This is a genomic window from Bacillota bacterium, from assembly GCA_013178415.1.
Classification (GTDB): domain Bacteria; phylum Bacillota; class SHA-98; order Ch115; family Ch115; genus Ch115.
This window is the reverse complement of the sequence record JABLXA010000002.1, coordinates 224,630-243,196: the sequence shown is the minus strand read 5'-3', so window position 1 is coordinate 243,196 and position 18,567 is coordinate 224,630. Positions and strand designations below refer to the sequence as shown.

At 52.3% G+C, this 18,567-nt stretch carries 21 protein-coding genes; 18 read left to right on the top strand and 3 right to left on the bottom strand.

The annotated features are described in order from the left end of the window. Positions 1-63: 63 nt before the first annotated feature. From ndk to rodA, 18 genes are all read left to right on the top strand, one after another. Complete coding sequence (gene ndk / locus HPY52_02505; GenBank protein NPV79138.1) at positions 64-498, top strand: nucleoside-diphosphate kinase; 435 nt, start codon at positions 64-66, stop codon at positions 496-498. Continuing rightward, positions 495-1,823, top strand: coding sequence for an electron transport complex subunit RsxC (gene rsxC, locus HPY52_02500; GenBank protein NPV79137.1), 1,329 nt, complete (start codon positions 495-497; stop codon positions 1,821-1,823). Before ndk ends, rsxC begins: the two co-directional genes overlap by 4 nt. Positions 1,824-1,839: 16 nt before the next feature. After that, positions 1,840-2,796: an RnfABCDGE type electron transport complex subunit D gene (locus tag HPY52_02495; protein NPV79136.1), complete on the top strand. Its 957-nt coding sequence runs from the start codon at positions 1,840-1,842 to the stop codon at positions 2,794-2,796. Further along, positions 2,789-3,364, top strand: a complete 576-nt coding sequence (locus HPY52_02490; GenBank protein NPV79135.1) for an RnfABCDGE type electron transport complex subunit G — start codon at positions 2,789-2,791, stop codon at positions 3,362-3,364. Before HPY52_02495 ends, HPY52_02490 begins: the two co-directional genes overlap by 8 nt. 21 nt (positions 3,365-3,385) lie before the next feature. Then, on the top strand, positions 3,386-3,997 hold the full coding sequence (locus tag HPY52_02485; GenBank protein ID NPV79134.1) for an electron transport complex subunit E: 612 nt from the start codon (positions 3,386-3,388) through the stop codon (positions 3,995-3,997). A gap of 52 nt (positions 3,998-4,049) precedes the next feature. Then, complete coding sequence (gene rsxA / locus HPY52_02480; GenBank protein ID NPV79133.1) at positions 4,050-4,649, top strand: electron transport complex subunit RsxA; 600 nt, start codon at positions 4,050-4,052, stop codon at positions 4,647-4,649. 62 nt (positions 4,650-4,711) lie between these two features. Continuing rightward, positions 4,712-5,545: an RnfABCDGE type electron transport complex subunit B gene (locus HPY52_02475; GenBank protein NPV79132.1), complete on the top strand. Its 834-nt coding sequence runs from the start codon at positions 4,712-4,714 to the stop codon at positions 5,543-5,545. 54 nt (positions 5,546-5,599) lie between these two features. Next, positions 5,600-6,367, top strand: a complete 768-nt coding sequence (nadE, locus tag HPY52_02470; protein ID NPV79131.1) for an NAD(+) synthase — start codon at positions 5,600-5,602, stop codon at positions 6,365-6,367. A 56-nt stretch (positions 6,368-6,423) separates the two neighbouring features. Next, entirely contained in the window at positions 6,424-7,014 is a 591-nt protein-coding gene (gene maf / locus HPY52_02465; protein NPV79130.1) for a septum formation protein Maf, read from the top strand. 110 nt (positions 7,015-7,124) lie between these two features. Next, positions 7,125-7,820, top strand: coding sequence for a DNA repair protein RadC (gene radC / locus HPY52_02460; GenBank protein ID NPV79129.1), 696 nt, complete (start codon positions 7,125-7,127; stop codon positions 7,818-7,820). A gap of 36 nt (positions 7,821-7,856) precedes the next feature. Continuing rightward, positions 7,857-8,894, top strand: a complete 1,038-nt coding sequence (locus HPY52_02455) for a rod shape-determining protein (protein ID NPV79128.1) — start codon at positions 7,857-7,859, stop codon at positions 8,892-8,894. 50 nt (positions 8,895-8,944) lie between these two features. Next, positions 8,945-9,820, top strand: a complete 876-nt coding sequence (mreC, locus tag HPY52_02450; GenBank protein NPV79127.1) for a rod shape-determining protein MreC — start codon at positions 8,945-8,947, stop codon at positions 9,818-9,820. Continuing rightward, complete coding sequence (mreD, locus tag HPY52_02445; GenBank protein NPV79126.1) at positions 9,820-10,341, top strand: rod shape-determining protein MreD; 522 nt, start codon at positions 9,820-9,822, stop codon at positions 10,339-10,341. Before mreC ends, mreD begins: the two co-directional genes overlap by 1 nt. Next, positions 10,322-12,178, top strand: coding sequence for a penicillin-binding protein 2 (gene mrdA / locus HPY52_02440; protein NPV79125.1), 1,857 nt, complete (start codon positions 10,322-10,324; stop codon positions 12,176-12,178). Before mreD ends, mrdA begins: the two co-directional genes overlap by 20 nt. A 33-nt stretch (positions 12,179-12,211) precedes the next feature. Continuing rightward, on the top strand, positions 12,212-12,889 hold the full coding sequence (minC, locus tag HPY52_02435) for a septum site-determining protein MinC (GenBank protein ID NPV79124.1): 678 nt from the start codon (positions 12,212-12,214) through the stop codon (positions 12,887-12,889). A 4-nt stretch (positions 12,890-12,893) separates the two neighbouring features. Next, positions 12,894-13,694, top strand: coding sequence for a septum site-determining protein MinD (gene minD, locus HPY52_02430; GenBank protein ID NPV79123.1), 801 nt, complete (start codon positions 12,894-12,896; stop codon positions 13,692-13,694). A 27-nt stretch (positions 13,695-13,721) separates the two neighbouring features. After that, positions 13,722-14,054: a cell division topological specificity factor MinE gene (gene minE / locus HPY52_02425; GenBank protein ID NPV79122.1), complete on the top strand. Its 333-nt coding sequence runs from the start codon at positions 13,722-13,724 to the stop codon at positions 14,052-14,054. A gap of 81 nt (positions 14,055-14,135) precedes the next feature. Continuing rightward, complete coding sequence (gene rodA, locus HPY52_02420) at positions 14,136-15,248, top strand: rod shape-determining protein RodA (GenBank protein ID NPV79121.1); 1,113 nt, start codon at positions 14,136-14,138, stop codon at positions 15,246-15,248. Positions 15,249-15,276: 28 nt separating this feature from the next. On the opposite strand, the gene HPY52_02415 is transcribed toward rodA, so the two are convergent. The 3 genes from HPY52_02415 to HPY52_02405 are packed head-to-tail and all read right to left on the bottom strand — an operon-like array spanning position 15,277 to position 18,218. Next, positions 15,277-15,930 (bottom strand): ABC transporter permease, encoded by a 654-nt coding sequence (locus HPY52_02415; protein ID NPV79120.1) that lies wholly within the window; start codon positions 15,928-15,930, stop codon positions 15,277-15,279. Between the two features lie 7 nt (positions 15,931-15,937). Further along, the gene (locus HPY52_02410) at positions 15,938-17,005 is read right to left on the bottom strand and encodes a methionine ABC transporter ATP-binding protein (protein NPV79119.1); all 1,068 of its coding nucleotides are present in this window, start codon (positions 17,003-17,005) and stop codon (positions 15,938-15,940) included. A gap of 16 nt (positions 17,006-17,021) precedes the next feature. Beyond that, positions 17,022-18,218 (bottom strand): glycerate kinase, encoded by a 1,197-nt coding sequence (locus tag HPY52_02405; GenBank protein ID NPV79118.1) that lies wholly within the window; start codon positions 18,216-18,218, stop codon positions 17,022-17,024. Positions 18,219-18,567 lie beyond the last annotated feature (349 nt).

The window sequence follows — 18,567 nt, the reverse complement described above, 5'->3', positions numbered from 1 at the left end:
CCGTTCCCCTGTATGTGATTGCGCATACGTGGCGGGCCCCGATTTTCGAGGAGGCTATGGTAGATGGAGAGAACTTTTATAATCGTCAAACCTGATGGTGTGGCAAGAGGCCTTGTTGGAGCAGTGCTTGAAAGATTTGAAAGACGTGGGTTTAAACTCCTCAGGTTAGAAGTAAGGACCATTGACAGAACCCTTGCTGAGGAACATTATAGTCATTTGAAGGGCAAGCCCTTCTTCCCGGGACTCCTTGATGCGATCACTGAGGGCCCAAGTGTGGTGGCAGTTCTGGAACGGGAGGATGCGATCAGAGTCGCGAGGAATTTGATCGGATCCACTGACCCTAGGGAGGCTCTGCCTGGCACTATACGTGGTGACTTTGGCGGATCTCTGCCTCGCAATGTGGTCCATGCTTCAGATTCAAGGGAAAGCTATGAGCGGGAGGTTCGGCTCTTTTTCCCGGGGCAAGGTGAGCTCATTGAAACTTCAGAGGGGAGATAATCGTGAGATCCAGAACATTCAAAGGCGGCGTTCATGTTCCGCATTTCAAAGAATCGACAGAATCCAGACCTATCAAAAGCACTAGACTTCCATCCACGGTAGTGGTCTCACTGCATCAGCATACTGGAGCCCCCTGCGAGCCTCTTGTCAGAGTGGGAGACCAGGTCAAGGTAGGCCAGAAGATCGGGGATAGCCAGGCTGCTCTCACGGCCCCAGTTCATTCTCCGGTATCAGGGAAAGTAGTCAAGATCGGCCCATATTTGATGAGCGGAGGAGTAGAGCGGCCGGCCATCACTATTGAATCCGATGGCCTGCAGGAGGTAGCGGATACGGTAAGGCCATATGGCAGCCTGGAAAACCTCACGCGGCAGGATCTGATAAATCTGATCAGAGAGGCTGGTATCGTCGGGCTGGGGGGAGCGGCTTTTCCAACTTATTTCAAGCTTACCCCTCCGCCAGGCAAGAAATTTGATACGCTTATCATCAACGGAAGCGAATGTGAGCCCTATCTCACCGCAGACCAGAGAATCATGATGGAGCGGCCGGAGGATGCAGTGCTTGGGGCTCGCATCTTGATGAAAGCCACCGGAGTAAAGCAAGCGTTTATAGCCATCGAAGATAGCAAACCAGAAGCTATAGCGGCCATGGAAAAGGCGGTCAGCAAAGCGAAGGGGATACAGGTGGTGCCCCTCATGGCCAAATATCCACAGGGGGCCGAGAAACAGCTCATCAAGGTCCTGTTAGGCCGAGAGGTTCCCTCGGGTGGTTTGCCCGTGGATGTCGGCGCTGTGGTCAGCAATGTAGGGACCGCTGTCGCTGTGGCCAATACATTGAAGACAGGTATGCCTCTCATAGAGCGGGTGGTTACTGTAACTGGGCGCCCTCTCAAAGAGCCTTCCAATCTATTGGTTAAAATAGGGACCAAGGTCTCTGATCTGGTCAATGAATGTGGAGGGTTTGTCAGGGAGCCTGCCAAGGTCATCGTTGGCGGCCCTATGATGGGTATTGCCCAGTTTACCCTGGATATCCCCGTCACCAAGGGCGTCTCTGGTATCCTCTTCCTGGATGCCGATGAGACCTCTCTTGAGGAACCAGGTCCATGCGTGAGATGTGGTAAATGCGTGGAGAATTGTCCAATGCGTCTTCTTCCATTATTCATAAGCCAATATGCAGACGCCGGGAGATTTGATGATGCGGCAGCCTACGGGGCCTTGGATTGCATCGAATGCGGGACATGCAGTTTTGTGTGCCCCTCAAGGCGTCATCTTGTGCAATCCATCAGGCTTGCAAAGGCTGAGATAGTTGCCCGGCGCAGGAAGAAATAGAAATGGGGAATCTTGCATGTCGGTAAATCAATTCATAGTATCTTCCTCTCCTCACATCCGATCTCCCATCTCTACTGCTGTTATTATGCGGGATGTCATATTTGCACTACTGCCGGCATCTTTTGCCGGGGTATACTTTTTTGGCACCCATGCGCTGGCGGTCATAGTGACAGGGGTGGCCACCGCAGTCATATCAGAGGCGATAATTGAGAAACTCACTCACCGGCCTGTCACCGTTGGGGATTTCAGTGCAGCAGTGACCGGGCTGCTGCTGGCGTTGACGCTGCCGCCGGACCTTCCTCTTTGGATAGTGGCAGTGGGGGCAATCGTGGCAATCGGTTTGGGGAAACAGGTATTTGGCGGACTAGGTCATAATCCGTTCAATCCAGCTCTCATCGGCAGAGCTGTACTGCTCGCCTCCTGGCCAGTGGCCATGACGACATGGCGATGGCCAATTACAGAGGCCCCGTGGTTCGGCCAGGATTTTGACGTGCTCACCAGCGCGACTCCACTTGCTGCCATGAAGCTCTCTGGGGTAAAGACACCTTATTTGCCGCTATTTTTTGGATCCGTCGCAGGGAGCATAGGTGAGACATCGGCTGTAGCTATTTTGCTAGGAGCAGCATTCCTCCTCCTAAGAGGGCACATCACCTGGAGGATTCCTGGGTTCTATATATTGACAGTGGCCATCTTGTCCATCCTCTTTGGGCAGGACCCTGTCTTCCATATCCTTGCTGGCGGGCTTCTTCTCGGGGCATTCTTCATGGCTACCGATTATGTGAGCACCCCTGTCACCCCCTTGGGACAGGCGATCTTCGGCATCGGATGCGGGGTTTTGACCGTGCTCATCAGGCTCTATGGAGGATATCCGGAAGGCGTATGTTATTCTATTCTCATCATGGATGCAGCCACCGCTCTCATCGACCGGTTCACCCGGCCGCGGAGATTCGGGGAGGTGAAGCATAGTGCGTGATGTCATAAGGTATGGCCTGGTATTGGGACTTATCTGCATCGTGGCCGCTGGCATCCTGGCTTACGTAAATGAGGTGACCCACAGTCGCATTGAGGCCCAGAAGGTCATTGAAGAGGAAAGGGCGCTGGCGTCTGCTTTGCCTGACGCCGCAACCTTCAAAGATGAGACTGGCGCTATCTCAGACCTGCTGGCGCAGCCACAATTCAGCTTGATAAAGGGATTTTATGAAGGATATTCCACAAGTGACCAGCGGGTAGGCGCTGCCATCAAGTTCTCTTCGCCTGGGTACAGCGGAGATATAGAGGGGATTGTTGGAATAACAAATGACGGAAAGATATCTGGCGTAGTCATCCTCTCGCAGCAAGAGACCCCTGGGCTTGGGGCGAATGTGACTACTGAGGGATTTAGGAAGCGTTTCCTGGGAAAGGATGTCCATTCATCCATCAAGCTCAAAAAGGATGGAGGAGACATTGATGCGTTGACTGGGGCCACCATCTCCTCCCGGGCAGTTGCGCGCGCTGTGGATGCCGCAGGTAAGCTTTTCGGAAGGCTGGCGGCTGGCAGGTAAGGTAAATGAGAGGTGAATTTTATGCGGTTTTTCTCAATCCTCAAGAATGGCATCGTTGATGAAAACCCTACATTTCGACTCTTGATTGGCATGTGCCCGGTGCTGGCAACCAGTCTGGCTGTCACCAATGGCATCGGCATGGGCATAGCTGCCACATTCGTTCTGGTGGGCTCCAATCTTATAGTCTCGGCTTTGAGGAGCATAATACCTCCCAAGATCCGGATACCGTGTTTCATTGTCGTCATTGCATCCTTTGTGACAGTAGTGGATCTGGTGATGGCAGCCTTTACGCCCGGCCTTCATGAGGTCCTGGGCATCTTCATTCCTCTCATCGTAGTGAACTGTATCATTCTCGCCCGGGCAGAGGCCTTTGCCTCGAAGCATTCGGTGGTGGCATCCATCGCTGATGGGATAGGAATGGGGCTTGGTTTTACCTTCGCGCTCACTCTATTGAGTTTCATCCGGGAAGCAATCGGAACCGGGACAGTCCTGGCCGCCCCGGATTTCGGGTTTTCTGGCATACATCTCTTCAGCCAAGAGTACAGTCCGGTCATGATGCTCCTGCCGCCAGGCGCCTTCATTACTTTGGGTCTCTTGATCGGGCTCATAAATACAATTACCCGAAGGAAATAGGCGTATGGGACCAGACGGGACGGATAGCGGCCGGAAGGAGTGATGGATTCTTATGAAAGAATTACTAGTGATATTCCTCGCTGGGGTTCTTTTGAACAATTTCATATTGTCTCGATTCCTCGGCATATGTCCATTTATCGGGGTCTCCAAAAGGACGGAGACCGCCATCGGGATGGGTATGGCAGTGATCTTCGTAATGGCGGTGGCATCAGTGATCACCTGGGCGGCTCAGTATTATCTATTGGTTCCGTTGAATCTTGAATATCTCCAGACTATAGTTTTCATCCTGGTGATTGCTGCGCTTGTGCAGCTGGTCGAGATGGTGATCCTCAAGGTCAGCCCGAGCCTCTACCAGGCACTGGGGATATATCTGCCGCTCATCACCACCAACTGCGCCGTCCTGGGTGTATCGATCCTGAACATTCGTGAGGGCTACAATATGATACAGACAGCAGTAAATGGCGTCGCCGGCGCGGCAGGATTCACCCTTGCCATCGTGCTATTTTCAGGTATCCGCGAGAGAATGGATTTTGCTCCTATACCCGCCGCGCTGCGGGGATTTCCAATTGCTCTCATCACAGCCGGTTTGATGTCTATAGCGTTTCTTGGCTTTACCGGCTTCAAACTCGAGGCGCTCCTAGGTATGGGATAAGAGGGGCACCTATCCCCGACGCAGGCAGAAGGTAAGGCACTGCAAGATAAGAGGTGATATAAATGGTTTACCTTAAAGCGATTCTGGCGCTTGGCGGGCTTGGAGCCCTCTTCGGTGTAGCCCTTGCTCTTGCGGCCAAGAAATTCGCTGTTGAACAGGATCCAAGGATTGAAAAGATAATAGAGGTGTTGCCCGGGGCAAATTGTGGAGGATGCGGCTATCCTGGCTGTAGCGGGCTTGCTGAGGCGATTGCGAAGGGGCTGGCTCCAACTTCATCATGCCCGGTAGGGGGAGCCGCCGTCGCGGCGAAGATCTCCGCCATCATGGGACAAGAACCAGTGAAGGAGTATGTGCGCAAGGTGGCTCGCGTGATGTGCGGCGGTGACCGGGCAAACGCTTCGTTACGTTTTCTCTATTCAGGCATCCAAGATTGCAGGGCGGCGGAGCTCGTATCCAATGGGCCAAAGGCTTGCGTCTATGGTTGCCTGGGGTTTGGTTCATGCGTTGCCGCCTGTCCTTTTGATGCTATGAAGATGGGAGAAAACGGGCTACCTGTGGTGGATGAAGCCAAGTGTACCGGGTGTGGCAGGTGTGTCATCGCATGCCCGCGACATATCATGGTGCTGTTGCCGGAGAAGAGTCGGGTCGAGGTCCGGTGTAAATCAGAGGCCAGGGGCGCTGATGTGCGTAAGGCGTGCAAGGTCGGGTGCATAGGTTGCGGGCTTTGCGTGAAGGCCTGCCCCAATTCCGCCATTGTCCTGGAAAATAATCTCGCCAGGATTCTCCCTGAAAAATGTGATGCCTGTGGCTTATGCGTGGAAAAATGTCCTACCAAATGTATCGTGATGAGGGATGGGGAGAATTCCCGGGCGATGGAATGTGTTGTGGCCTCCTGATAGTGGGGGCCATTCGTCCTCATTCTGCATTAGTTTTCTGGAAGGGGTTTTATTATGGATTGCAGTCAGGTGACAGCCAAGCTGGTAGAATGGATACAGGATCAGGTTCACGCCGCGGGGGCAAAGGGCATTGTCGTGGGTCTCAGCGGAGGAGTAGACTCGGCTGTAGTGGGGGCACTGGCTAAGAGAGCGTTCCCTGATAATGTTCTGGGATTGATCTTGCCTGCTCATAGCCACCCTGATGATATCCACGATGCCATGGCCGTGGCTGAGGCTTTTGATATACCAGTAAGGACTATAGATCTAGGTCCGCTTTATGATCTTGCCCTTGCTGTTTTCAATCCTGACGGCGAAAATGAGAAACGGAAGAGCGGCTCCAGCCAGAGGATTCCCCTTGCTGAAGCAAATCTCAAGCCAAGGTTGCGGATGATGGCCTGGTATTATTTTGCCAATAGACTCGACTATCTTGTCGCTGGAACTGGAAACCGAAGCGAAAGGGAAATCGGGTACTTCACTAAATATGGAGACGGCGGAGTCGATATTCTTCCTATAGGAGGCCTTGTCAAGACACAGGTGTGGGAATTGGCTTCATTCCTTGGGGTGCCTGAGCAGATTATTACAAAAGCGCCTAGCGCAGGGCTTTGGGCCGGGCAGACAGATGAAGGGGAAATGGGCATCACTTATGAGGCTTTGGATCGCTATTTGCTCACTGGCGTCGCTAGCGAGGATGTGCGTGAAAAGGTCCTGACTATGCATAGGCGCAGCGAGCATAAGCGGAAGCCTGCCCCGATACCGGTGTTGCCCCCAGATATTTTATGCTGAAATCTATCTTCTAACCAAGCATTTTGGGGTTGTAAATCCTTAGGAGGAATGTTAGACTGTACGAGGTAGTGCTCGCATCTCAATCTGTGGGCAGAAAATGGATTTTTGAACTTCTGGGTTTGCCATTCAAGGTCATCCCCAGCGGGATCGATGAGAATGCCTTCAGCGGACTCCCGCCGCACCGTCTGGTTGAGGAATTGTCTCTGGCCAAAGCCCGAGAGGTGGCTTCGGAAATGAGGGACCGCAAGCGACTTGTGGTTGGAGCCGACACTGTGGTGGTGACCAATGATGGCGAAATCATGGGAAAACCTGCTGACGAGCGGGAGGCCCGGGAGATGCTGTTGCAGCTTCAGGGCCGGTCACATTACGTGATGAGCGGCGTCGCGGTGGTGTTATCCGATACTATGGAATTCAGGGTGGCCCATGATAAGACAGAAGTAAAGATGCGACGCATCTCGCCTGAGATCATCGAAGGCTATATTCGTTCAGGCGAACCTCTTGGCAAGGCAGGCGCATATGCGATCCAAGGTAAAGGGGCTCTGCTTGTTGAGGGCATTTGCGGTTGTTATTTCAATGTCGTTGGATTGCCGTTGGCAAAGTTTGCTGAACTCACTCAGGATCTTGGGATAGACCTCATGGATCTGTAGGACTGCCTGAAGTCTACCTGCCCTTCATCAGCTGGAAGAAGACCCACAGCCGGTCATGGCTTATGGGTCGGAACCCCGCGACAGCTATGTAAAGGCGGGTGTCTGCAATAATGAGCGTGGGTAATATCACCATGAAGGATCTCCCAGAGGATGAAAGGCCTCGCGAGAGGCTCATACGCCGAGGTAGTGCCGCTTTGTCGACGTCCGAACTCATTGCCATCATCCTAAGGACCGGGTCCAGGAAGTCAAAGGCAATTGATGTGGCAAATAGTCTCCTCTGCAAGTTTGGCAATCTCGGCGGTCTTGCTGAAGCTAGTCTGGACGAGCTAGCGCAAGTTGACGGAATTGGCAAGATAAAGGCTGCGGAATTAAAAGCTTCGCTCGAGTTAGGTTTGCGTCTAATGGCTTTTGTTCCAGAGGATCGCCCCCAAATATTGGGAGCAGATGATATCGCAGCCTTATTGATGCCCGACATGAAGTATCTTGATAGGGAGCATTTCAGAGCCGTTCTTCTAAACGCAAAACATCGCGTTCTGGGGATATCGAATATATCCATAGGATGTCTCAACTCCTCTCTTGTTCATCCGAGGGAGGTGTTCAAGGACGCTATTCGCAGATCAAGCGCCGCGGTGATATTGGTGCATAACCATCCCAGCGGGGATCCATCGCCAAGCCATCAGGATATTGAAATAACGAAGCAGCTGGTAAGGGCCGGTGAGATCCTCGGAATTCAGGTGCTAGATCATGTCATATTGGGGGACGGCCGGTTTGTAAGTCTCAGGGAAAGAGGGCTCGGCCTCGATTGATTCCCGGCCTCTGGACTTCGAAGGGAGAATCTGCAGATGATATTAGATCCAATCTTCAGGTTGTTTTCAAAAGACATGGGAATAGATCTCGGCACCGCAAATACGCTAGTATATGTGAAAGGCAATGGTATTGTGCTCCAGGAGCCCTCTGTAGTGGCAATACGGAGGGAAACCAACGAGGTGTTGGCAGTCGGAGAGGAAGCAAATAAGATGGTAGGCCGCACCCCGGGGAGCATAGTTGTCATTCGCCCCATGAAGGACGGCGTCATCGCTGACTTTGATGTGACAGAGACCATGCTCCGGCATTTCATCAGAAAGGCGCATGGCGGCAGAGGTATTGTGAGACCGAGGGTGGTTGTAGGGGTTCCTTGCGGGGTCACAGAGGTAGAGAAAAGGGCGGTCATAAACGCAGCACTCGAGGCAGGGGCCAGGGAAGCCTATCTTATAGAGGAACCGATGGCAGCAGCCATCGGCGCGGGGTTGCCTGTCCACGATCCTTCGGGCAGCATGATAGTCGATGTAGGTGGTGGCACCACGGAGATCGCCGTCATTTCACTGGGCGGCATAGTGGCAAGCCGTTCAGTGAGGACCGCCGGGGATGAGATGAACGAGGCTATAGTCCAGCATGTCAAGCGAACATATAGCCTTATGATCGGCGAGCGTACCGCAGAAGAGGTCAAGAGAGTCCTGGGCTCAGCCTGTCCTTTTGAAGGGGAGGGTTCTATGGAGATCAAAGGCCGCGATATGGTCACGGGGCTCCCCAAGACTGTTTCCGTGGAGGCTGCTGAAATCAGGGACGCTCTTCAAGAACCTGTGCGCGCTATTATAGATGCCGTTCGCGTAACCCTGGAACGCACGCCGCCTGAACTTGCCGCTGACATCATGGACAAGGGCATAGTCATGACCGGCGGAGGTTCCCTCCTGAGGGGCATTGACAGGCTGCTTGCAAATGAGACAGGGATGCCTGTCCATCTTACGGAGGACCCGATGAAGTGTGTAGCTCTGGGCACCGGCAAGTGCCTCGAGAGTCTGGATGTTTTCAGAAAGGTCCTGCTGACTGATACCAGGGCCTGAACGGGCCGGGTCGGATTGCCGATTCCCATTTGCTGCAATGAGGGGGTAAGATGCACCAGTTCATAGTTAGCAGGCGGATTTGGGGCTATATTGTAATCTTTTTTCTCCTGGTATCAATAATTTATGTCACGGCCAGGGAAAGGGGCCGATTGACCTTTGCGGAGGAGATGATCTGTGAGGCTCTCAGGCCCCTCCTGTCCTTTTTTTCAGAAATAGCCTCTTATGTAAATCGTGCTGTATGGACCGTGGGGCATATCGGCCAGCTGAGACGAGAAAACCTTGAGCTAGCCCGCGAAGTCGCGAAGCTTAATGCGGAGCTGATGCAATTATCTGAATATAAGGCGGAGAACGAAAGGCTAAAGCAACTTCTCGGGTTCAAGGAGGCCGCTCCCTACAATACAGTTGCTGCAAGAGTTATCGGTCGCGATCCATCCAGGATCACATCTAGTCTGATTCTCGATAAAGGTAAGAGGGATGGAGTCAGAAAAGACATGCCTGTCATCTATTTGGGAGGACTGGTTGGCCGCGTGATTTCCGTTACGCCAAGCACTTCCACTGTCTTACCCATTATAGATCCAAAGAGCGCTGTGGGGGGAATAGTTCACCGGACACGGGATCTGGCGCTTGTGGAAGGCCAAAGCCAGGAGACGGCTCTCTGTCGCTTGAAGCCGCTTAGCTCGGATGCGGACCTGAGGGTTGGCGATCAGATAATTTCGTCGGGACTGGGTGGGATATTCCCAAAGGGGCTCCTAATTGGGACGATAATCGATGTGAGCGCAGGGAAATATCTTGTTGGGAAAAACGCTCTCGTCAAGCCGGATGTAGATTTTGCCAAATTGGAGGAAGTCCTGGTCATAACTAGTAAGGTCTTGCCCTCGGCAGAGGGAGACATAAAGGGGGGAACGAGCTCCTCATCTGGACAATAATGAAGTATGGCAAAGTTCTTCGCTTGGTATCCCGGGTACTAACCTTGTTTTTTGCGGTTGCTTTGGAATCGGCGGTGATTCCACGTTTTGCTCCACCGGGCGTTCATGCTGATCTTGTGCTCATACTCGTGATTCTTTATAGCCTTGACCGTGGATTGCTAGCAGGGCTCGGCTGGGGCCTCGCGGGCGGTCTTCTTGAAGATATGCTGGCAGGTGGGGTCATCGGCATTTCCGCCCTAAGTAAAGTGACCTGTGGTTATCTTGCCGGGGCTATGCATGAGATATTGTTCAGGGACAATTTGGTGGTGCCGACCCTCTTGGTAGCTATGACTGGCATTATAAAGGTCGCCATCACATTGGGACTCTGCATATCTTTGGGCATGCTTGACGGAAGTCTTTTACATTTTATCCGTGTTGAAATATACTCGCTACTGCTTACCGTGTTTCTCACTCCCGCAGTAGCAATCTGGGTGGCGTTTTCTGGCAATTGGGAGGCATCGCATGTCGGAACAGAAGCCTGACCGAAGACTCCGATTAATGAGCATAGTTACTATCGCCATCTTTTTGCTTCTTTTGGGGAGGCTCTGGCAGCTTCAAATAGTACATGGGGATCTCTATGCAACTCTCTCTGAGGGAAATCGCATTCGTCTCATCAGGATCCCTGCACCCAGGGGAAGGATTCTCGATCGAAATGGAATTCCTATAGCCTCGAGTCGTATGGCTTATACTATCTCCGTCATACCGCGCGAATTAGATAAATCGCCGGAATCTCTATCCTGGCTGAGTCGAATTTTGGGAATAGATGTGAAGGATCTTAAGAAGAAGATATCTGATTCTGGCGAACGATCTTTCGAACCGGTGCGGCTCGTTATCGACGCGGACCCGGCATTGATCACTGCCATCGAAGAGAGAAGATATGAGCTTCCTGGCGTGATCGTAGAAGAACTGCCGGTGAGATATTATCCATTTGGAGATCTGGCATGCCATCTCTTGGGCTATATAGGGCAGATCGGTCCGTCTGAACTGAAGGAGTTGAGCAGCCACGGCTATAAGCCGGGCGATATAATCGGAAAAACTGGCATCGAGGCCACATATGAGAAATATCTCCATGGCCAGGACGGCGGACAGCAGGTCGAGGTCAACAGCCTTGGCCGGCCTGTGCGCGTGCTGGGCGACCGTAATCCTATTCCTGGCGATGATATAGTGCTCACGATAGATGTAAAGCTGCAGAAGGCGGCAGAAGAAGCGCTTTCTCGGGGACTTGAAAGTCTCCAGGGCAAACAGGATACTAAGCATGTGAAAGGCGGGGGTGCCCTGGTGGTGGACCCTAGAAACGGTGATATCCTGGCTATGGTGAGCAAGCCGGGATTTGATCCAAATGATTTTGTAAGGGGGATATCACCTGCCAAGTGGAAAGCGCTAAATAACCCGACGAATCCGCTGGCCAATCGGATTACCATGTTTTCTTATCCACCTGGCTCCACGTTCAAGATAGTCACTGCCACCGCCGCCCTTGAGGAAGGAAAGGTCACGATCAATGATAGATTTGTATGTCACGGCAGAGACCCGATCTCGGGGAAGGCCTGCTGGATTTTGGCTAGAGGGCAGAGCCATGGCGTTCAGAACCTGGTTGACGGGATAAAGAATTCATGTAATATAGTGTTTTATGAGCTTGGACGCAGGATAGGCATTGATTTGCTTTCCAAATGGGCCAGACTGTATGGGTTTGGTATGCCCACAGGGTTCAGCGTGATCCCGAGAGAAAATGCCGGGCTTGTCCCAGACAGGGAATGGAAGGAACGAACTTATAAAGGATCGGACAGGATATGGTATCCAGATGAAACCCTCGATGTGGCCATTGGCCAGGGGGCTCTATCAGTCACCCCTATTCAGCTTGCCATGGCCTACGTTGCCCTGGCCAACGGAGGATGGCTATATGAACCGCATGTTGTATCCAAGGTGTTGGATTCCACAGGTCAGGTGGTCTGGCATTCCAAGGTACGGGTAAACGGCCATGTCCCCATATCTCCTGAGAATCGGGATATCATCATCAACGGTATGAAAGCAGTGACCTCCCCTGGTGGAACTGCAGCCGGATCATTTTATAGGTTTCCCGTTCCTGTGGCGGGCAAGACCGGGACGGCACAGGCGCCTCCTGGACCGAGCCATGCATGGTTTGCGGCCTTCGCTCCTGCTGACAACCCCGAGGTTGTTGTGCTGACCTTCGTGGAACGAGGTGTCTCCGGAGCCGCAGCCGCGGCGCCAATAGCCAGGAAGATACTTCAAGCTTACTTTGATGAAAAAGCGCCCAAGAGCCCAGAAAAGGATTTGGGACAAGGGGGAGGATTTTCACAATGAATGAGGAAAGTACACTGGGCCGGGGGGAGCTTCATGCGAACAGATCAGGTTGTTTTCAAAGGAACTAAGGAAGGTTTGCTCGTGGTCATCCCGCGCAATCAGAGCATTGACGCTCTGACGCGCGATCTCGAACAAAAGCTCTCAAGGCGCGATCACTTTTTCGCCGGAGCTAAAGCCATCTTGGATCTTGGTGATCGTTCATTAGATGATGATATCATCGTGCAGCTGACTGATGTCCTGCAGCGACATGGGCTCAAGTTGACAAAGGTCGTTGGGCCGTTTGGAATCAGGATGAAAGAGCTTCAGGAGCCCAAGATCCATGAAAAAGAGCCCGGCACGGATGATAATATACTGCTGCCTACGGCGCTCCCGGAAGAAACGTTGCTTCTGCGCCGCACGATTCGCTCCGGGCAGCAAGCAACCGCTCCGGGCAATCTGGTAATCCTCGGGGACGTAAACCCAGGAGCTGAGGTGATGGCGGGAGGGGATATAATCGTAGTGGGCGCCCTAAGGGGTTTAGCTCATGCTGGCGCGCCAAACAACGAACAGGCCGTGGTGGTTGCATTTCGCCTTTCTCCCACTCAGCTCAGGATCGCGAATATGTTGACGCGCTCGCCTGATGGGAGATCTAGAGGGCCAAACGTTCCTGAAATAGCTCGTATCAGGGATGGCACAATTGTCATTGAGTCGTATTTCCCTGTGGGGAGGTAGGTGCATGAACGGCGAGGTTATAGTCATAACTTCTGGCAAGGGCGGAGTTGGAAAGACTACCGCCACCGCTAATTTGGGTACCGCCCTTGCCATGCTGGGCCGGAGGGTGGTTCTGGTAGATACAGATATTGGCCTCAGAAATCTTGACATAGTAATGGGACTTGAGAACCGCATCGTCTATCACATCGTGGATGTCATCGAGGGGCACTGCAAGCTTCGCCAGGCCCTCATAAGGGACAAGCGTTTCGATAATCTATTCCTGCTTCCGGCCCCGCAATCCCGTGATAAGGATGCGGTGAATCCTGAGCAGATGAAATCTTTATGTGATGGACTCAGGGCTGAGTTCGATTATGTGATGATCGACTGCCCTGCGGGTATCGAAAAGGGTTTCAAGAATGCCATAGCCGGAGCTGATCGTGCCCTCATAGTGACCACCCCGGAGGTCTCTGCCGTGAGGGATGCTGACAGGATAGTAGGGATCTTGGAGGCACATGATTTGAAGGCCCCTGAGCTAATCATAAACAGGGTGAGACCGGATATGGTGAGACGGCAAGATATGCTGGATATAAGTGATGTCCTGGATATTCTGGCTGTAAATCTCATTGGTATCATACCGGACGATGAGAGTATAATAGTATCTACGAACAAGGGGGAACCAGCTGTCCTTGATTCGCGCGCAAAAGCCGGGCAGGCCTTCAGGAATACAGCAAGGCGTATTACAGGGGAAGAGGTTCCCTTTATGCCTCTTACGGAAAACAATGGTCTTCTCAGCAAATTGCGGCGTCTCGTCGCTTTTGTGAGGTAGGAAAAGGATGCGGAGGGGGCGACTTTGATGTTTGAACTTCTGGGCCGTTTCTTAGGAAGGCGCTCTGACATCCCCAGCAAAAACATAGCCAAAGAAAGGCTGCGCATGGTCCTTGTGCAGGACAGGGCCGGAGTTCCGCCTCAGATCTTTGAGAAGCTTAAGGTAGACCTCATCCGGGCAGCCTCTAAGTATATGGATGTGGACGAGGGCCGCACGCAGGTGCATCTAGATAACGACCGGGGTGAGGCTATGGCTCTCGTGGCGAATATCCCAGTATTGAGGCTAAAGTCAGAGAATGGTTCTGCCAGGCGCTCTTCTGGCAAGACGAAGATATCGGCTGGTTCCGAAAGGAGACATTGATGGACGGGCGGATCATGATTGTATGGATGAGAAGGATTTTATGCCATACACGGTATCATAGCCTTCGGGAGTAATTGGAGGATGCTCTTTGATAAGAGACTTCTAAAGAATCTAGATTTTATCCTCCTTATAGTTGTCCTGGGGATGACGGCCCTGGGGGTAGTCTTCGTCTACGGCGCAACAAAGTCTAGCCCTCTGGCGGCTGGCGACCCTCTATCCTTCTTCAAGCGACAGTTGCTATCCGCGATTCTCGGCGTTTTTCTGATGTTGGTGGCTATTAGCAGCGATTACCAGGTATTTCAGCGCATGTCCGGTATCCTATATTGGGGAAATATCGGGATGCTCGGACTGGTGCTCTTGATAGGCCGCAGTGTCTCAGGAGCCCAGGCATGGATCAGGCTAGGTCCGCTCTCCTTTCAACCTTCCGAATTTTCTAAACTTCTGGTCATCATGACCTTGGCGAATCACCTGGCGGAGAAAGAGGACATCCAGTCTCTCGGCGGGCTCATCTCTCCTCTGGTTCATGTAGCTGTCCCCATGGGACTGATCCTCCTCCAAAATGACCTCGGTACCGCACTTGTTTTCCTGGCGGTGCTGTTAGGAATGCTCTATGCTGCGGGGGCCAGGGTCAGGGATCTTCTCATCCTTGTGGGGAGCGGGGCAATCGCGTCTCCGCTGGTGTACTTTTTCTGCCTCAAGGACTACCAGCGGGCAAGGCTTCTGATCTTCATCAACCCATATAGAGATCCGCTGGGCGAAGGTTATAATGTGATCCAATCGACTATTGCCATTGGTTCTGGGAGATTTTTTGGCAAGGGTCTTTTCCATGGGACGCAGGGGCAGCTGAATTTCCTGCCTGCCCATCATACTGACTTTATTTTTTCAGTCGTTGGCGAAGAGCTGGGTTTCATTGGCGCAGCAATCATTCTATTGGGATTCCTGTTTATCATCTCGAGATCTCTAGCCGCTGCAGCCCAGGCCAAGGATGATTATGGTCGCCTGATTTGTTCAGGCGTGGCATCTATGCTTCTATTCCATGTCATGGTAAATGTAGGAATGACCATGAGCATAATGCCCGTCACCGGAATCCCACTCCCATTCATGAGCTACGGCGGCAGTTCGCTCATGGCAAATCTGGCCGCCATGGGACTCGTGCTCAGTATTCACATGAGACGCCAGAGAATATTGTTCTGAATTTGGAACAAATGGACGGCCCTGCACGCTATCGATGGTCTAGCTTCCGAGCTATCCAGTCCCCCGCCATTTGAATGCCCTGCACAATCAGGACTAGCTCAATTACAGTCACCAGCATCACATCGGAGCGGAAGCGCTGGTATCCATATCTGATCGCCAGGTCTCCTAGCCCGCCCCCTCCTATGGCTCCTGCCATTGCTGAATATCCTACCAGGTTTATGGCCGTTATTGTGGCGCCCAGGATCAATGATGGCAGAGCCTCTGGTATCAAAACCTTGCGGATGATCTGCCATGGCGTGGCCCCCATGGCCTGAGCGGCTTCGATGACCCCTCCGCTGATTTCCTTGAGGGAACTTTCCACCAGGCGCGCCACGAATGGAATGGCTGCAATAGCCAGCGGGACGATGGCGGCCGTTGTTCCGATAGACGTGCCGACCAGCGCCCTGGTGAATGGGACGACCGCCACCATCAAAATGATGAAAGGAATAGAACGCCCTATATTGACGATCCAGGATAAGACCGAATATAAATACCTGTTTTCAAGGATGCCATTTGATTCCGTGCATATCAGTAGGATCCCCACGGGGAGCCCAAGAGGAACTGCTATGGCGCTAGAAAGCCCGACCATATATAAGGTTTCAATAGTCGCTTGTTTCAATAGAATTAGAATCTGGGAATCCAGCATTTCTTTACTCCACCTCCTCTTGACTGAGATTTTTCCCGGACCGGGTTGAACCGATATTGTTCTTTATGATTTCGATTTCCAGGCCGAGCGCTTTCATATGTTCGATTGCCCTCATCACCTGGAAATGATCGCCAGAGAGGGCGATGAGCAATGTCCCAAAAGGCGTTTCCTGAATATAATCTACCTTCCCAAAGAGGATATTGGCATCAATAGAAAATTCCCTCACGATAGATGAAATAAGTGGTTTACCTGCGGACTCACCTATGAATGAGATCTTGAGCAGTTCACCCTCGATTCCCTCGTTGTTTTTGAACAATTGTTCAGGGATTTCAAGGTTGAGAATACCACGAGTAAATTCCTTTGCGGTCTTGCTTTTTGGATGTGAAAATACATCCAGCACCGTTCCGACCTCTACAATCCTCCCATCCTGAATTACCGCTACCCTATCGCATATTTCCTTGATCACGCCCATTTCATGAGTGATCAAGATGATGGTCAGCCCCAGTTTACGGTTTATATCCTTGAGAAGCTCCAGGATTGAATGAGTGGTAGTTGGGTCCAACGCAGAGGTCGCTTCATCAGAGAGAAGAACCTTCGGCTCTGCTGCAAGAGCGCGGGCGATACCAACCCGCTGTTTTTGTCCCCCACTCAACTGGGCTGGATAGGCGTTCCGCTTATCTTCCAATCCTACCATTGCGAGGAGCTCATTCACCCTCGACTTTATTTCATTCCCCTTGAGGCCCATGATCTCCAGTGGAAATGCCACGTTCCCGAACACTGTCCGAGATGAAAGTAAATTAAAATGCTGGAAGATCATGCCTATCTGACGCCGCGCAAGTCTCAAATCCTTGCCATGAAGCCGGGTTATATCAGTCCCGCCTATCATGATGGAACCTGATTGTGGGCGCTCAAGCATGTTTATGCATCTCACGAGAGTGCTCTTGCCCGCGCCGCTGAGTCCGATCACCCCAAAAATTTCTCCAGAATCAATAGTGAGATTGACATCATCTAGCGCTACGATTTCGTGACCATTTGATTTATAGACCTTTGTAAGCCCCTTGATTTCGATTATGGGACACACCCCCAGCTTAAAAAGAAACCTGTTTCAAAACCCTAGTTTTCTCCCTGCCTGCTCCGTTTCCCATCTCGGCACCTATTTTAAGGACGCAACCTATTGCGCGGGCGGTATCACGCAGCAGCGCAGCAGCTTGTCCCATAGCATCATCCACTGTCATCGGTTTGCGCACAATGCTGAACAATGCCTTGATGCCATGGCCATATAAGCTTTCAGCCCCCTCCTCGATCCCACCGCCGATAGCTATGCATGGCACATTATTGCGGGCAGCCACTTTTGCCACTCCAAATGGTGTCTTCCCAAATGCCGTCTGGCCATCGATCCGCCCCTCACCTGTTATGACTAGATCCGCGTCTCTTATGGATTCTTCCAGCCGGGTTGCCTCTATCACGATTTCGATGCCGCGCTTCAGCTTCGCATCTAAAAACGCTATGAGCCCCGCGCCCAGGCCACCTGCGGCGCCTGCGCCTGGAATTGAATCCACCTGTTTCCCGAGATCGCGCCGGATGACATTTGCATAATGAGATAATGCTGCATCCAGCATCTTGACCATCTCGGGGGTCGCGCCTTTCTGCGGGCCGTAGACGGCTGACGCGCCTCGAGGGCCTGTGAGGGGGTTGTCTACATCACAGGCAACCACTACCGAGACATCGCCTTTTCGGATCTGGGGAAGCATATCATCGACAATTATACGGGATAACCTTATGAGTTCGCCACCCCCAAATCCGATTTCCTTCCCGCCCTGGTCCAGGAGACGAGCGCCCAGCGCCTGCGCCATCCCTGCGCCGCCATCATTTGTAGCGCTCCCTCCGATGGCTACGATTATATGCTTGCAGCCTTCGTTGATGCAAGCCGCAATTAGTTCGCCGACCCCGTAGGTGGTAGTCAGCAGCGGGTTGCGCATCTTCTCAGGTATGAGAGTGAGGCCTGATGCTTGGGCCATTTCTACGATGCCGGTCTCCCCGTCACCCAGGACACCAAAGCAGGCCTTTACCGGATCTCCCAGGGGACCTGTCACCGTATGCTCTACCTTTCGTCCCCCGGTTGCCTGAACTAGCGCGTCAAGAGTCCCTTCGCCCCCATCAGCCATTGGCACTGAGACAATGCTCGATCCTGGTAATGCCATGCTAAGTCCTTCTTGTATGGATTTACAGACTTCAAAACTGGAAAGGCTGCCTTTGAATGAATCTGGAGCAATGACGATTTTCATATGAAGCGCGTCAAGAAACTGCCGAATTTCGTCGGCAGAGAAATGACATTCCCTCCTTGCTTCGTTGGTTTGCGGGTCATTTGTCATTTAGCGCGAAAAGCGAAAATCACCCATGGATCTTTTATTTTTTCGACTTATTGCAGACGATTCCTTCAGGGAAAGCCCCTATCCATAAATTGATATTTTGTCGCTCGCGGGTCAATACTAGAAACAGGTTCGGTTAGGGCAAGATACGGTGAATGATCTTCTAAGGAAGGAAGTGATAATAGGATGCGCAGGTTTTGGAGATCGCTCCTCACTGGGGCAGCCATTGGCGCCTCCATTGGGATATATATGTACGTTCGATCCC